This is a genomic window from Polaromonas sp. JS666 (assembly GCF_900103405.1).
GTDB lineage: Bacteria > Pseudomonadota > Gammaproteobacteria > Burkholderiales > Burkholderiaceae_C > Polaromonas.
Genome location: NZ_FNHX01000001.1, coordinates 635,386 through 649,935, shown reverse-complemented (window position 1 = coordinate 649,935; position 14,550 = coordinate 635,386). Strand labels below are relative to the sequence as shown.

Sequence of the window (14,550 nt, the reverse complement as noted above, 5' to 3'; positions counted from 1 at the left end):
AATTTTGCCGAAAAAAAAGCAGCCTGAAATTCAGGCTGCTTTTTGCAGGCTGGCGAAAGGATTCGCAGCTTACTTCGCAGCTTCGGGCGCGGCCTCTTTGGCGGCGGCGGTGGTTTTGCCGAAACGGTTGCGGAATTTCTCGACGCGGCCGCCCATGTTGTCCACGGATTTTTGCGTGCCGGTGTAGAAGGGGTGCGATTCGCTGGACGTATCGAGCTTGTACAGGGGCAGTTCGCGGCCGTCTTCCATGGTCACCATTTCTTTGGTGTTCACGCAGGAGCGGGTGACGAACTTGAAGTTGTTGGACAGGTCCAGGAAACAAACTTCGCGGTAGTTGGGGTGAATGCCTTCTTTCATGATCTTTCCTTGTTCGATGCGGGAGCCACACAAGCCAGTCCTGGGCACTTTCCGCTAAGCCCGCTATTATGCCATGAAAAATCAAACACTTACAGCGGTTTTAGGCTTCGTGAGAGGCGATTTTGTGCCCAAGACGGCACTGAGAGGGGTAAAGAACCGGGCCTAACCCAGCCGGGGCCGCGGAACCGGCTTTGCCGGGCCGCAGGCGCAGCGCCCCCTCGGGGGGGCAGCGCATTACACGAAGTGAAAAGCGTGGGGGCCCTATTTCTAGCCGCCTCGCCTCATCATGTCGAAGAATTCGTGGTTGTTTTTAGTCGCCTTCATGTTCTTGAGCATGAGCTCCATGGACTCGATTTCATCCATGTTGTACATGAATTGGCGCAAAATCCGCGATTTTTGGAGGATTTCGGGTGCGAGCAGCAGTTCTTCCTTGCGGGTGCCGCTGCGGTTGAGGTGGATGGCCGGGAACACGCGCTTTTCGTAGAGGCGGCGGTCCAGGTGGATTTCGCAGTTGCCGGTGCCCTTGAATTCCTCAAAGATCACCTCGTCCATGCGGCTGCCGGTGTCAACCAGGGCCGTACCGATGATGGTCAGGCTGCCGCCTTCTTCAATATTGCGGGCCGCGCCGAAAAAGCGCTTGGGGCGCTGCAGCGCATTGGCGTCGACGCCGCCAGTCAGCACCTTGCCGGAGGAGGGCAGCACATTGTTGTAGGCGCGGGCCAGGCGGGTGATGGAGTCCAGCAGGATGACCACGTCCTTGCCGAGCTCGACCAGGCGCTTGGCGCGTTCGATCACCATTTCGGCCACATGCACGTGGCGCGCGGCGGGTTCGTCGAAGGTCGAAGAAATCACCTCGCCGCGCACGCTGCGCTGCATTTCGGTCACTTCCTCGGGGCGCTCGTCCACCAGCAGCACCATCATGACCACTTCGGGGTAGTTGGCGGTGATGGCGTGGGCGATGTTCTGCATCATCACGGTCTTGCCGGACTTGGGCGGCGCCACCAGCAGGGCGCGCTGGCCTTTGCCGATGGGCGAGACGATGTCGATGATGCGGCTGGTCAGGTTCTCTTCGCCCTTGATGTCGCGCTCGAGCTTGAACTGCTCGCGCGGGAACAGCGGCGTCAAGTTCTCGAACATGACCTTGTGTTTGTTGTCTTCGGGCAGGCCGTCGTTGACCTTGTCGAGCTTGTTCAGCGCGAAGTAGCGTTCGCCGTCCTTGGGGGTGCGCACTTCGCCTTCGATCATGTCGCCGGTGTGCAGGTTGAAGCGGCGGATCTGGCTGGGGCTGATGTAGATGTCGTCGGTGGACGCGGTGTAGCTCGAATCAGGGGCTCGCAGGAAGCCGAAACCGTCGGGCAGCACTTCCAGCACGCCGTCGGCCACGATGGTCTCGCCGGTTTTTGCACGTTTTTTGATGATGGCGAACATCAGCTCCTGCTTGCGCATGCGGCCGACGTTTTCGATCTCAAGGGCTTCGGCCTGCTTGAGGACTTCAGACACGTGCAGTGCCTTGAGTTCGTTTAAGTGCATGGAATTACTCCTTGCGGAGTTCATTGATGGAAAACGGGGGAGGTTTGAAAAGAAGCCGCAGAAGGTGGCTTACAAACCGGCAACTCGAACCGGGCGGCGCGGGCCGTACCGGTGAATAAGGCACATTATGACAGGAAATTCAGACGGGAAACGGGGGCTAATTTCATGCGTGCGGGGCGGGTGCCCGGGGGAGGGGCGCCGGTCAGGAAGCGGCAGGGCGCCGTGCTTCCTTTTCCGGCGCGAAGCTTCAGGCCAGTTGCTGGTCGATGAAGGCGGTCAATTGGGCCTTGCTCATGGCGCCGACCTTGGTGGCGGCCAGCTGGCCGTCCTTGAACAGCATCAGCGTGGGGATGCCGCGGATGCCGAACTTGGCGGGGATGTCGCGGTTTTCGTCCACGTTCATCTTGGCAATCTGCAGCTTGCCGTCGTAGCCGGTCGCCACTTCATCCAGGATCGGAGCGATCATCTTGCACGGACCGCACCATTCGGCCCAGTAGTCCACCAGCACGGGTTTGGAGGATTGCAGCACATCGGCTTCGAAGGTGGCATCAGTGGTATGTTTGATCAGTTCGCTCGCCATGGCGGCTCCTTTGTCTTGGTTAGGATGGTTACGATACGTAGGGCTAAAGTTGCAGTCATTGTGGCAGAAAGCAAGTGGCCGGGTCGGGCAGGCAGGGGCTATCACCCTGATAGCCATCCGCTCAATTCGCTTGCGGCCCGTCCCAAGTTGCCCCCTGTCGCCCGTCGCAAACCCTATTCATGCCACCAGCCTCCATCGCCGACCTTGCCGACACCGCCGCCCCGCCTGATGCGCGGTGCTGGCGCCAGGCCATGGCCGCGTTGGCCACGGCCATCGAGGCGCGCGGCGTGCACCCGGCCGAATGTGTGGTGCTGCTGCCCTATGCCCAGCTGATCCAGCAGGCGCGCCAGGCCTGGGCCGCGCAGGCCGGCGACACCTTTTTTGTCCCGCGTTTTGAAACCACCATGAACTGGGCCGGCGGCCTGGGCGGCACGCTGGGCCTGTTCACGCCCTCGGGCGACGATTTGCGCATGGACGTGGCCGTCGACATGCTCACCGCCGCCTCGCTGCTGGAGCGCGCCGGGCTGGGCAGCCAGCAGGACGCGCTGGCCGGCCGCCTGGTCGAGGCCGCCTGGAGCCTGGCCGGCGTGGCCGCCGCCGTCATGCCGGCCAGGCGCCGCGCCTGGAGCGAAGGGCTGGCCCAGACCCTGGGCGCGGGCCTGGATTCCCCGGTGCTGGCGCTCGAAGCCGCCGTGGGCCGCATCGCGCTGGCCTGGGCCGCGGCCTCGGCCTACCCGACGGATCGCCTGTTCCAGGCCCGGCCCCTGCTGTTCGCCGTGCTCGAAGGCTTCCAGGCCGACCCGCTGACCGAGGCGCTCAAGGCCCATTTCGGCGAACTGTCCCTGTTCATCCCCTTGTGCATTCCCCTGGAAGCCGGCCCGCCGCCCGCCTTGCATGTCGCCCAGGACGCCGAGGACGAAGCCGGCCGTGCCGCCGCCTGCGTGCTGGCCCACCTGGCGCAGGGGCGCAACCCGGTCGCCCTGATCGCGCAGGACCGCCAGCTCACGCGCCGCGTGGGCGCCATGCTGGCCGAGCGCGGCATCGCCATGCGCGACGAAACCGGCTGGAAGCTGTCCACCACGCGCGCCGCCGCCGGCCTCATGAGCTTGCTGCGCGCCTTGCCCTGGGATGCTTCGACAGACGCCGTGCTCGACTGGCTCAAGAACGCGCCCGCCTTTGAGCCCATGCTGGTGACCGCCGCCGAAACCGAGCTGCGCCGCGTCGGCGTGCGCGCCTGGCGCGACCTGCCGGAATTTGCCGCTGAAGACATCGTGCTGCCGGCCTTTATGGCCACCCAGCCGCTGGCCCTGCAGGCCAACGCGCTGCGTGCGCCCCTGGCCCGCGCCCGCCCGCTGGCCGTGTGGCTGCGCGATTTGCGCGCCGCGCTGCAGGCGGCCGGCCAGTGGGAGGCCTTGGCCGAAGACGAAGCCGGCCAGGCCGTGCTCGAGGTGCTGCGCCTGTACGAGGGCGCCGAGATTGAATTCCAGGCCTCGCCGGTCATGCGCCTGCATGATTTCACCCAATGGGCCAATCAGGCGCTGGAAGGCGGCAAGTTCGCGCCGCCGCACCCGGCGGCCGAGCAGGTCGTGATCCTGCCGCTGCCCCAGCTGCTGGGTCGGCCCATGCGCGCCGTGGTGCTGCCCGGCTGCGACGAGATCCGCCTGCCGGTCTCGCCCGAACCGGCCGGCCCCTGGACACCCGCCCAGCGCGAGCTGCTGGGCCTGCCCTCGCGCGAGACCCTGGCCGCCGCAGCCCGCCAGGCCTGGCATTACGCCCTGCAGGCGCCGCGGGTCGACGTGCTGTGGCGCAGCAGCGAAGCCGGCGAGCACCTGATCCCCAGCGGTTTTGTGCAGGAACTGCTGCTGGCGCAGGACGACGCCCCCCAAGAGGCCCAAGCCGCCGCCGACCCGCGCAGCCTGCGCGCCGTGGACATCCAGCCCACGCCGCACCCCTTTCCGACCGGTGAGGCCTTGCCCCTCACGCGGCTGTCAGCGAGTGCCTATGAAGACCTGCGCCGCTGCCCTTACCGCTTCTTCGCGCTGCGCCAGCTCAAGCTGCAGGAGCCCGAGGAGCTTGAAAGCGAACTCGGCAAACGCGACTTCGGCAACTGGCTGCACGGCCTGCTGCGGCATTTCCATGAGGCATTGAAAGCGCAGCCTACCGACGACCCGGCCGTCCGCGCCACCATGATGGATGCGGCGGCGGACCGCGCCGCCCAGGAACTGGCACTGACCGAAAGCGAATTCCTGCCCTTTGCCGCCGCCTGGCCCGGCGTGCGCGAAGGCTACCTGGCCTGGCTGGCTGATCATGAAGCGAGCGGCGCCACTTTTGACGAAGCCGAGGTCTGGCGCGAAATGCCGCTGGGCGAACTGACTTTGCTCGGCAAGCTGGACCGCATAGACCGCCAGGCCGACGGCCATGCGCTGCTGATCGACTACAAGACCGAGCCGCGCGCCACCACCGCCGAACGCATCAAGGGCGGCCAGGAAGACACCCAGCTCGCCTTTTACGCCGCGCTCATGAGCGACGACACCCTGGCCGCGGCCTACGTCAACCTCGGCGAAAAAGAGCCGACCAAAACCTATGAGCAGCCCGAGATCGTCGGCCTGCGCGATGAACTGATAGACAGCATCCTGACCGACATGGCCCGCATCGCACGCGGCGCGGCCCTGCCGGCGCTGGGCGAGGGCAAGGCCTGCGACTACTGTGCCGCGCGTGGTTTATGCCGCAAGGACTTCTGGAGCCTGGACGAGGATGCCGCCGGGGAGGAGGGCGCATGACACCACCGGCCAACACCCTGGTCGCCCACACCGCCGCCTACGAATGCAACGGCGAGCCGGTCTCGGCCGAGGCCTTTTATGCGATTGCCTGCGACCCGCGGCGCAGCGTTGCGGTCGAGGCCTGCGCCGGCGCCGGCAAAACCTGGATGCTGGTCTCACGCATCGTTCGCGCCCTGCTGGACGGTGCCACGGCCGCGCCCGGCCAGCAGGTCTTGCCGCATGAGATCCTGGCCATCACCTTCACCAAAAAAGCCGCCGGGGAAATGCGCGAGCGCCTGGACGACTGGCTCAAGGCCTTTGCCCATGCCGACGACGCCACCTTGCAGCGCGAGCTCGAAATGCGCGGCGTACAGCTGGACCTGGCTGGCGCCAAGGGCCGGCAGGCCGCGCAGCAGCTGCGCGAGCAGCTGTCCAATCTCTACCGTTCCATCCTGGCCAGCGGGCGCTCCGTGCAGATACGCACCTTCCACAGTTGGTTCGCGGCCTTGCTGCGCAGCGCGCCGGTCGCGGTGCTGCAGCGGCTGGAGCTGCCCGTCAATTACGAGCTGCTCGAAGACGACGCGCCCGCGCGCGCCTTGGTCTGGCGGCGCTTTTACGCGGCGGTCGCGGCCGACGCCGCGCTCAAGGCCGACTTCGAGGCCGTGGTGCTCACCCACGGCCGCTTCCAGGCCGACAAGGCCTTGCAGGCCTCGCTCGACAAACGTACCGAGTTCACACTGGCCGACGAAAAAGGCGTGATTGCCGCCTCGGTGCAGCCCTTTGCGGCGCAGTTCACCGAATTCGGCGGGCTTGATGAGCCGGAAGAACTGCTCAGCACCAATCGCTTTCACCGGCAGACCCTGAGGGACGCCGCCATGGCGCTGGGCCGCGCCAGCGCGCCGACTTTTTCGGCCAAGGGGGTGGAACTGGAGCAGGCGCTGACCGCCGGCGACTTCCCGGCGGCCATCGCGGCCCTGCTGACCGAAAAAGGCACGCCGCGCAAGTTCGGCGAAAAAATCATCGGCATCGAGCAGGTGCGCATTGCCCAGGACCTGGTGCTGCGTGTGGTCGCGGCCCGCCAGCAGCACGACGCCTGGCAACACCAGCAGCGCATGGCGCGCCTGAGCCGCGTGCTGATCGCGCAGTTCACCGCCCTCAAGCGTGAACGCGGCTGGGTCGACATGAACGACGTGGAGCGCGCCGCGCTGCTGATGCTGGCCGACCCCGTGCTCTCGGGCTGGGTGCAGGAGCGCCTGGATGCGCGCATACGCCACCTGATGATCGACGAGTTCCAGGACACCAACCCGCTGCAGTGGCAGGCCCTGTACGCGTGGCTGATCGGCTATTCGGGCGCGGGCACGGCGCCCAGCGTCTTCCTGGTGGGCGACCCCAAACAAAGCATTTACCGCTTCCGCCGCGCCGAGCCGCAGGTCTTTCGCGCCGCGCAGGCTTTTGTGGTGCACGGCCTGGGCGGCGATCTGCTCAGTTGCGACCACACGCGCCGCAATGCCGAGGCCGTGATAGACACCGTCAACGCCGCCATGGTGACGGCGCGCGAAGCCGACGCCTATGACGGCTTTCGCGAGCACACCACAGCCTCGGGCCTGGCCGGCGCCGTGGGCCGCCTGCCGCCCATTCCGCGCAACAAGGACGAGGAAGAGGCCTCGCCGCTGGCCGCCGGCTGGCGCGACAGCCTCACCACGCCGCGCGAACTGCCCGAGGAAACCTTGCGCACGCGCGAGGCCCGACAGGCCGCCGCATGGATATCCCAGCAGATCGCCGGTGGGCTGCGACCCCAGGACGTGATGGTGTTGTCGCGCAAACGCGCAGGCCTGCTGCCGCTGCAGGATGAGCTGCGCGCCCTGCACATTCCCGCCCAGGTCGGCGAAAAAACCGAGCTCATTGACTGCTGCGAAGTGCTGGACCTGGTCGCCTTGCTCGACGTGCTGGTCTCGCCGCAGCATGACTTGTCCCTGGCGCGCGCGCTGCGTTCGCCGCTCTTCGGCCTGGCTGACGACGCCTTGGTGCAACTGGCCCTGCTGCAGCGCGAACACGGCAAGCCCTGGTATGAGTTGCTGCAAAAAGAAGAGCTGCTGACGCCCGAGCTGCAAGGCCTGGGCGCAACGCTGGCGCGCTGGAAAAGCTGGCTCGACAGCCTGCCGCCGCACGACGCGCTGCAGGGCATTTACGACGACGGCGACGTGCTCGCGCGTTTTGGCGCCGCGGCGCCCACGGCCCAGCGCGGCGCGGTGCTGGCCAATTTGCGCGCGCTGCTGGGCGTTTCGCTGGAACTGGACGGCGGCCGCTACGCCACGCCTTATGGTTTTGTGCGTGCCCTCAAGGCCGGCGGCACGCAGGCGCCGGCCACTGTCAGCGGCGAAGCGGTGCGCCTGCTGACCATTCACGGCGCCAAGGGCCTGGAGGCCGAGGCCGTGCTGCTGCTGGACACCGACACCGTCGAGCGCAACGCCGACAGCATGGGCGTGCTGGTCGACTGGCCCGGCGAGGCCACCGAGCCGCGCAAGTTTGTCTTCCTCGTCAGCGAAAGCCGGCCGCCCGCCTGCGCCGCCGACACCCTGGCCGCCGAGCAGGCCGCCCGCAAGCGCGAAGAGCTTAATGCGCTCTATGTGGCGCTCACACGCGCGCGCCACACCCTGGTGATTTCCTCGATTGAGCCGCACCGCGTGACCACCGAAAGCTGGTGGCAGCGCCTGCAGGGCCTGCTGGGTGAACTGCCCGCACCTGTGGCCGACGAAACGGCGGGCCAACGCCCTGACGCAGCCGATGCCGGTGTGTTCTACCTGCCTGAATTGCCCGAGCTGCCCCAGGCCCTGGTCGAGCCGCCGGCCGTGGAGAGCCTCGATGAAGACTCCCTCAAGGCCCGCATAGGCAAGGCCATGCACCGTTTGCTGGAATGGGGCGGCGCCTTGTTGCCCGAACAGGTGGCGGCCGCGGCGCGTGAGTTCCGCCTGAGCCCGGCCCAGGCCGCGCAGTCGGCCGCGCTGGCCGGCCGCATCCTGGCCGGCGAGGGCGCCTGGGCCTGGCGGCCCGAGGTGCTGGCCTGGCAGGGCAATGAAGTCGACCTGGTCTATGCCGGCCAGGCACTGCGGCTGGACCGCCTGGTGCAGCGCAAGGACGCCGGCCACGAAGGCCACTGGTGGGTGCTGGACTACAAATCGGCCACCGCCCCGCAGCGCCAGCCCGCGCTGGTCGCGCAACTGCAGGCTTACCGCGCGGCGGTGCAGCGCATCTACCCGGGCGCTCCGGTCAAAGCGGCTTTTCTGACGGGGCAGGGAACTGTGGTCCTGGTGGACTGATCACACCGGGCCTGTCCGGCGCCATTCCTTCCACTCCATGCCGGCTGAAAGGATTCCCATGTTCAAGCATTTCCTCGCCACCCTAACCCTGGCGGCCACCTTGCCGCTGGCCCTGGCGCAAAGCCCCGCGCCGGCCAACCCCACCGTGCGCCTGCGCGCCACGATTGAAAAAATCGATGCCTCCAGCCTCACCGTCAGGGAGCGCAGCGGCGAAGTCATCACGCTGGTGCGGCCCGCCGCGATGGATGTCTCGGAAGTCTTTCCGCTGGCGCTGGCCGACATCAAGCCCGGCAGCTATATAGGTACGGCCGCCATGCCGCAGGCCGACGGCAGCCAGCTGGCGCTGGAGGTGGTGGTGTTTCCCGAAGCCGCGCGCGGCACCGGCGAAGGCCACCGCCCCTGGGACTTGCGGCCCGAAAGCACCATGACCAACGCCACCGTGGCCGACCTGGCCGCCGCGCCTTCGACGGTGCCCGGCGGGCAAAAGCTCACGCTGCGCTACAAGGACGGCGAAAAAACCGTCATCGTGCCGCCCGATGCGCCCGTGGTCTCCTTCAAACCCGGAAAGGCCGATGAAAACACCTTGCTGGTGCCCGGCGCGAAAGTGATGATCACCGCCCAGGAGCAGGGCGGCAAGCCGACCGCGCTGCGCGTGATCGTCGGGCGCAATGGGTTTGCGCCGCCCATGTAAGGGCCAAGGGCCGGCGGCCGGCCGCTATCCCAGCGGCCTCTCCCTGTAATAATCGGGCCATCCTGTTCCGCCGAACCGCGCCCGTTTGAGGCGCTTTGTGTTCGCGACCGCGAACCTTCCGATTTTTCCTGTTTAACCTGTGGCCGCCGCGCGCGGAACCCCCTTGACACCTGGCGCATCCCCTCTTGAATCCACCCCGGCCGCCGCATTGCGCGTGGCCGTCATAGGCGGCGGGCCCGCCGGCCTGATGGCCGCCGAAGCCCTGGCCGGTGCCGGTGCGGCCCTGAGGGTGGAGGTCTACGACGCCATGCCCTCGGTGGGCCGCAAGTTTTTGCTGGCCGGCATAGGCGGGCTCAACCTCACGCATTCCGAAGCGCCGCAGGCCTTTGTGGGCCGTTACGGCGAGCGCGCCGCGCAGTTGCAGCCGCTGCTGGCCGCCTTCGGCCCCACCGAGCTGCGCGCCTGGGCCGAAGCCCTGGGCGTGGAAACCTTTATCGGCAGCTCGGGCCGCGTGTTTCCCAAGGACATGAAGGCCGCGCCGCTGCTGCGCGCCTGGTTGCAGCGCCTGCGCCAGGCTGGCGTGAAGTTTTCCATGCGGCACCGCTGGCTGGGCTGGGCCGAAGATGGCGCGTTGAAATTCGCAACACCCGCCGGCGAAGTGCAGGTGCAGGCCGATGCCGTGGTGCTGGCGCTGGGCGGCGGCAGCTGGGCACGGCTGGGCTCCGACGGCGCCTGGGTGCCGCTGCTGGCCGCGCGCGGCGTCGCGCTCGCGCTGCTGCAGCCTTCGAACTGCGGCTTTGATGTCGCTGCCCGGCCTGACAGTCCGGCCCAATTGCAGGAAGCCATCGCCGATACCGGCGAAACCCGCCGCGAGTTTTTGCAGGAGCTCATAGGCAAAAGCCCGAAACCCCACACCGGCTGGACCGACCATTTCGCCAGCCGCTTCGCCGGCCAGCCCTTCAAGTCTGTCGCCATCCATTTCACCGATTCGCGCGGCCGCAGCTTCAGCCGCAAGGGCGAGTTCATCGCCACCGCCACCGGCGTTGAAGGCAGCCTGGTGTATGCCGCCTCCAATTTGCTGCGCGACGAGATCGCCGCCCACGGCAGCGCCACCTTCATGCTCGATTTGCTGCCGGACAAATCAGCCGAACAGGTGCTGGTCGAGGTGCGGCACCCGCGCGGCTCGCGTTCTCTGTCCAGCCACCTCAAAAGCCGCCTCAACCTGGACGGCATCAAGGCCGCCATGCTGTATGAACTGCTGGGCAAGGACGCGATTGCCGACCCGGTGCGCCTGGCCGCCGGCATCAAGGCCCTGCCGGTGCGCGTGACCGCCACCCGGCCGATGGACGAAGCCATCAGCACCGCGGGCGGCGTGATGTTCGAAGCCATGAGCCCGCAACTGCAACTGCAAAACCTCAAGGGCCCCGGCCAGCCCGTGTTCTGCGCTGGCGAGATGCTGGACTGGGAAGCGCCCACCGGCGGCTATTTGCTGACCGCCTGTTTTGCCAGCGGCCGTGTAGCGGGGCAGGGCGTTCTCGCGCACTTCGGTGTGTCATCAGGAATCTGAAGAGAAGGGGAAGCCATGATTGTCCGTTTCCACATCGAACCCATGATGCAGGACGAGTTTGAATACCGCGTGAGCTACGAAGGCGAAGACCTCTATGGCGACGCCGGCCTGGACAGCGTCGAGGCCTGCATCATCGCCGCCACCGAAGGCCTGGGCCAGGACGCTATTGGGGCCGAAGTCGCCTACAAGGGCATCATCAGCGGCACGTATGCGCTGGCCTCGCTGGCCCTGGCCTCGGCGCAGATCGCCCAGCATGCGCTGCAGACCACTGAGGCGATTGAAGAGGCGGCCAGGTAGGCCGGGATACCTCCCGCAAGCCCGGAACCGGTTTTCCTTTGTTTGTGCGCTAGCGTACATACCGGAACACCTTTACTGCCTATACTTCGAAGGTGGTGCGAGACCTCTGCCAGAGGCCTGCTCGCAACCAGGCCCGCTTCGGAGTCCGCAATCAGCCTTTCCCCCGATCCCAAAAAAAACCAGCTGCTGGCCGCCTTGCCGGAGGCAGAGTGGCAGCGCTGGGCGCCGCAACTGGAGTGGGTCGACATGCCGCTGGGCCAGGTGCTCTACGAATCGGGCAGCACGCTGGACCATGTGTACTTTCCCGCCACGGCCATCGTCTCCCTGCTCTATGTGATGGAGAACGGCGCCTCGGCCGAGATCGCGGTGGTCGGCCATGAAGGCGTGGTCGGCATCTCGCTCTTTATGGGCGGCGAATCCACTACCAGCCGCGCCGTCGTGCAAAGCGCCGGCCAGGGTTTTCGCCTCAAGGCCGACGTGATCAAGGAAGAGTTCAAGCGCGCGCCGGTGCTGCACCTGCTGCTGCGCTACACCCAGGCTTTGATCACGCAAATGGCGCAGACCGCCGTGTGCAACCGCCACCATTCGCTGGACCAGCAGCTGTGCCGCTGGCTGCTGCTGAGCCTTGACCGCCTGCAGGGCAATGAACTCGTCATGACACAGGAGCTCATCGCCAACATGCTGGGCGTGCGCCGCGAGGGCGTCACCGAAGGCGCGCTCAAGCTGCAAAACCTCGGGCTGATCCGCTATTCGCGCGGCCGCATCACGGTGCTGGACCGGCCGGGCCTGGAGCGCCGCACCTGCGAGTGTTATGCCGTGGTCAAGAAGGAATACGACCGGCTGCTGCCCGACAAGCTCGCGGTCTAGGCGGCCCGCTTGGGGCTGTGTGCGCTGGCACACGGTGCGATGTGCGGCGCATCGTGCATACTGGGGAACCGAATTGAACTGACGACAGTAGCGCGGCCTTGTCCATGACCCGGCACATCCGGGAGCCGTCCTACCCTGGAGAGCCATCTTGGCCCCTGTCGAAAACCACCTCATCGAGCTCCTTCCCCGCAAGGACCGCCTGCGCCTGCTGGCCGTCTGCGAGCCGGTAGAACTCGTGCTGGCCGAAGTGCTCTGCGAGCCGGGCAAACCCACGCGCCACGTCTATTTCCCCGTCGACAGCTTCATCTCGCTGGTGGCCCTGGTCGAGGGCAGCCCCGGCGTCGAAGTCGGCATGGTGGGCCGCGAAGGCATGCTGGGCGCGCAACTCGCGCTGGGTGTCGTCACCGCGCCGCTGCATGCGGTGGTGCAGGGAGGCGGGGCCTCCTGGCGAATCGGCACGCCGGCCTTCCGGCTCGAGCTGGCGCGCAGCCTGCCGTTGCAGCGCGGCATGAACCGTTACCTCTATGTGCTGATGGCGCAGCAGGCCGCCTCGGCCGCCTGCCTGCGCTTTCACCAGACCACCGAACGCCTGGCCCGCTGGTTGCTGATGAGCCAGGACCGCGCGCATTCCGACCACTTCCACGTGACGCACGAATTCCTGGCCTATATGCTGGGCATGCGCCGCGTCGGCATCACGGCCGCCGCCAATGCCTTGCAGCGCGGCGGCCTCATCGAGTACCACCGCGGCGACGTGACGGTGCTGGACCGTTCCGGCCTGGAAGCCGCGACCTGCAGCTGCTACGCGACCGACCGTCAGACTTACGCCCAGCTGCTGCACTGACGCCTGTACTGAGAAAGGCCGCCTTCTGGCACAGCCCTCAATATGTTGACCGCCGCATGTGCGGCAGCGCACCGACGGGCAGCCTCAGACCTCCTACAAAGGACAAAGGTGATCGCCCAGCCCAACCCAACCCAACCGGTCGCATCGCCTGCCTCTTGCCGCGGCGCCATGCGGCACCCCTGCTTCGCGAGGTTTGTCATGATCCGACTTGCTTCCTCTCCAGCCCCCAACCCCAAGCTGCTGGCACGCTCGGCCCTGGCCATGCTGAATTCCGCCGAGTTCACCCAGGAGCCCCGGCGCGAGTTGCCCGGCGCCAGCGCCGCTGTGCTGGACATCCTGCGCGACTGGGCCGCGGGCGACGGCGAGCGCGGCCACGATGCCCCTCTTGCTTCGCGCCCCATGCGGCCGTTCGAGGCGCGCCTGCCCGACTACCCACTGGACATCGCAATCACCGACTGGGACCTGCTGTTTCGCGCCGTCATGGTCAGGCTCATGCTCAGCGTCGGTGAAAAGCTCGCGGCCCCGCCCAGGTCGCAGGCCGGCGAGCCCGCGGAAATGGTCCAGTCCATCGTGCTGGATTGCGTGGACGCCTTGCACCAGCTGCACCTGGCGCTGATGCAGGAACGCGCCGAACGCGACCACCCCGCGGCAGCGGTGCCGGGGATGCATGCCAGCCGGCCGTCGGCGCTCGATGGGTCTTTCTTGCCGGGTGCGGGTGCGTCAGGCAGGCTTTGACGCGACCGGCAACAACCGGGGTCGAAAGCTTTCCAGGTGGCTGATGATCAGGTCCGTCACCTCCATGCCGCTCAGCGAACTTAGCGCAAAGAAGGCCGTGGAGCCCACGTTGCCCGTTTGCGGGTCGTAGTGCTGCAAGGGCACCTGCCGCAAATATCGCGCGCGCGGCTTGCCATCCTGCACCTCATACACCCGGGCATTGTCGGCAAGTCCCACTTGCAGCCCGTGAAGCGGGCCCCCTATGCAGGTCATCAGCATGGCATTGTTGTCTCCGTTCAGTGGACTGTATACGCATGGGGTGGCTGTGACTATGGCCCTTTCGGTGGGCCCAGCGGCTCGGGTGGACGCGGGGCAGGGCGGAAAACCCGAAACCGCTCTGGTAGATTAAGGCCGCAGGGCAGGCCTCGCGGGGCAGTTTTCGGCCCACACTCCTCAGATGAAACCCTATTCCGTCCTCTTTGTCTGCATGGGCAATATCTGCCGCAGCCCCACGGCCCATGGCGTGTTCCAGCGCAAAGTTATGGAGCGAGGCCTCGGCAAGCAAGTGCAGGTCGATTCGGCCAGCACCCACAACTACCACCCCGGCAACCCGCCCGATGAGCGCTCCCAGGCGCATGCGGCCAGGCGGGGTTATGACCTCTCAGGCTTGAGGGCCCGGCAGATCTCGAACGTGGATTTTGAGCGCCACGACTTGATTCTGGCCATGGACTGGGACAACCTGGCTTTGGTCCAGGACGAGTGTCCCGCTGAGCATCTTCACAAAGTGCGCAGGCTCACGGAGTTCTGTTTGACGCACGATAGCCCGGTGGTGCCTGATCCTTACTATGGTGGCAAGGATGACTTTGAGCAGGTGCTGGATCTCGTGGAGGATGCCTGCGAGGGGTTGATGCGGTATGTTGAGTTGCGGCTGTAGAGGGGTAGAGCCCTCGTCAGTCTTCCGCACTTTGACCATCTACTCTATATAGACGATGCTCCGTCTCGAGCTAAAGTGCAGACTTAGGATGAGGGA

At 66.5% G+C, this 14,550-nt stretch carries 13 protein-coding genes; 9 read left to right on the top strand and 4 right to left on the bottom strand.

All coding sequences use genetic code 11. The features are described from left to right. Positions 1–69 precede the first annotated feature (69 nt). From BLQ85_RS03185 to trxA, 3 genes are all read right to left on the bottom strand, one after another. On the bottom strand, positions 70–357 hold the full coding sequence (locus BLQ85_RS03185) for a type B 50S ribosomal protein L31 (protein ID WP_074574709.1): 288 nt from the start codon (positions 355–357) through the stop codon (positions 70–72). Positions 358–624: 267 nt separating this feature from the next. Next, positions 625–1,887 carry a transcription termination factor Rho gene (gene rho / locus BLQ85_RS03180; RefSeq protein WP_007875125.1) on the bottom strand — a complete coding sequence of 421 codons (1,263 nt, stop codon included), beginning with the start codon at positions 1,885–1,887 and terminating at the stop codon, positions 625–627. 247 nt (positions 1,888–2,134) lie between these two features. Beyond that, entirely contained in the window at positions 2,135–2,467 is a 333-nt protein-coding gene (gene trxA, locus BLQ85_RS03175) for a thioredoxin TrxA (protein WP_007875124.1), read from the bottom strand. A gap of 179 nt (positions 2,468–2,646) precedes the next feature. Between trxA and BLQ85_RS03170 the strand changes: the two genes are divergently transcribed. From BLQ85_RS03170 to BLQ85_RS03135, 8 genes are all read left to right on the top strand, one after another. Next, positions 2,647–5,247, top strand: coding sequence for a PD-(D/E)XK nuclease family protein (locus BLQ85_RS03170; RefSeq protein WP_083336716.1), 2,601 nt, complete (start codon positions 2,647–2,649; stop codon positions 5,245–5,247). After that, positions 5,244–8,543, top strand: a complete 3,300-nt coding sequence (locus BLQ85_RS03165) for a UvrD-helicase domain-containing protein (protein ID WP_074574707.1) — start codon at positions 5,244–5,246, stop codon at positions 8,541–8,543. The genes BLQ85_RS03170 and BLQ85_RS03165 overlap by 4 nt, the downstream gene beginning before the upstream one ends. Before the next feature lie 58 nt (positions 8,544–8,601). Continuing rightward, a complete protein-coding gene (locus tag BLQ85_RS03160) occupies positions 8,602–9,234 on the top strand; it encodes a hypothetical protein (RefSeq protein ID WP_083336715.1) in 633 nt (210 codons plus the stop codon). 163 nt (positions 9,235–9,397) lie between these two features. Continuing rightward, positions 9,398–10,801 (top strand): TIGR03862 family flavoprotein, encoded by a 1,404-nt coding sequence (locus BLQ85_RS03155; RefSeq protein ID WP_256375419.1) that lies wholly within the window; start codon positions 9,398–9,400, stop codon positions 10,799–10,801. Between the two features lie 15 nt (positions 10,802–10,816). Beyond that, positions 10,817–11,098: a hypothetical protein gene (locus tag BLQ85_RS03150; RefSeq protein ID WP_074574703.1), complete on the top strand. Its 282-nt coding sequence runs from the start codon at positions 10,817–10,819 to the stop codon at positions 11,096–11,098. Between the two features lie 150 nt (positions 11,099–11,248). After that, positions 11,249–11,965: a Crp/Fnr family transcriptional regulator gene (locus BLQ85_RS03145; RefSeq protein WP_074575140.1), complete on the top strand. Its 717-nt coding sequence runs from the start codon at positions 11,249–11,251 to the stop codon at positions 11,963–11,965. Between the two features lie 148 nt (positions 11,966–12,113). Beyond that, the gene (locus BLQ85_RS03140) at positions 12,114–12,806 is read left to right on the top strand and encodes a Crp/Fnr family transcriptional regulator (RefSeq protein ID WP_074574702.1); all 693 of its coding nucleotides are present in this window, start codon (positions 12,114–12,116) and stop codon (positions 12,804–12,806) included. Between the two features lie 198 nt (positions 12,807–13,004). Beyond that, positions 13,005–13,541, top strand: coding sequence for a hypothetical protein (locus tag BLQ85_RS03135; RefSeq protein ID WP_074574700.1), 537 nt, complete (start codon positions 13,005–13,007; stop codon positions 13,539–13,541). On the opposite strand, the gene BLQ85_RS03130 is transcribed toward BLQ85_RS03135, so the two are convergent. Further along, positions 13,527–13,799: a hypothetical protein gene (locus BLQ85_RS03130; RefSeq protein WP_074574698.1), complete on the bottom strand. Its 273-nt coding sequence runs from the start codon at positions 13,797–13,799 to the stop codon at positions 13,527–13,529. The two genes, BLQ85_RS03135 and BLQ85_RS03130, sit on opposite strands and share 15 nt — an antisense overlap. A 178-nt stretch (positions 13,800–13,977) precedes the next feature. Between BLQ85_RS03130 and BLQ85_RS03125 the strand changes: the two genes are divergently transcribed. After that, positions 13,978–14,454: a low molecular weight protein-tyrosine-phosphatase gene (locus tag BLQ85_RS03125; RefSeq protein ID WP_074574697.1), complete on the top strand. Its 477-nt coding sequence runs from the start codon at positions 13,978–13,980 to the stop codon at positions 14,452–14,454. Positions 14,455–14,550 lie beyond the last annotated feature (96 nt).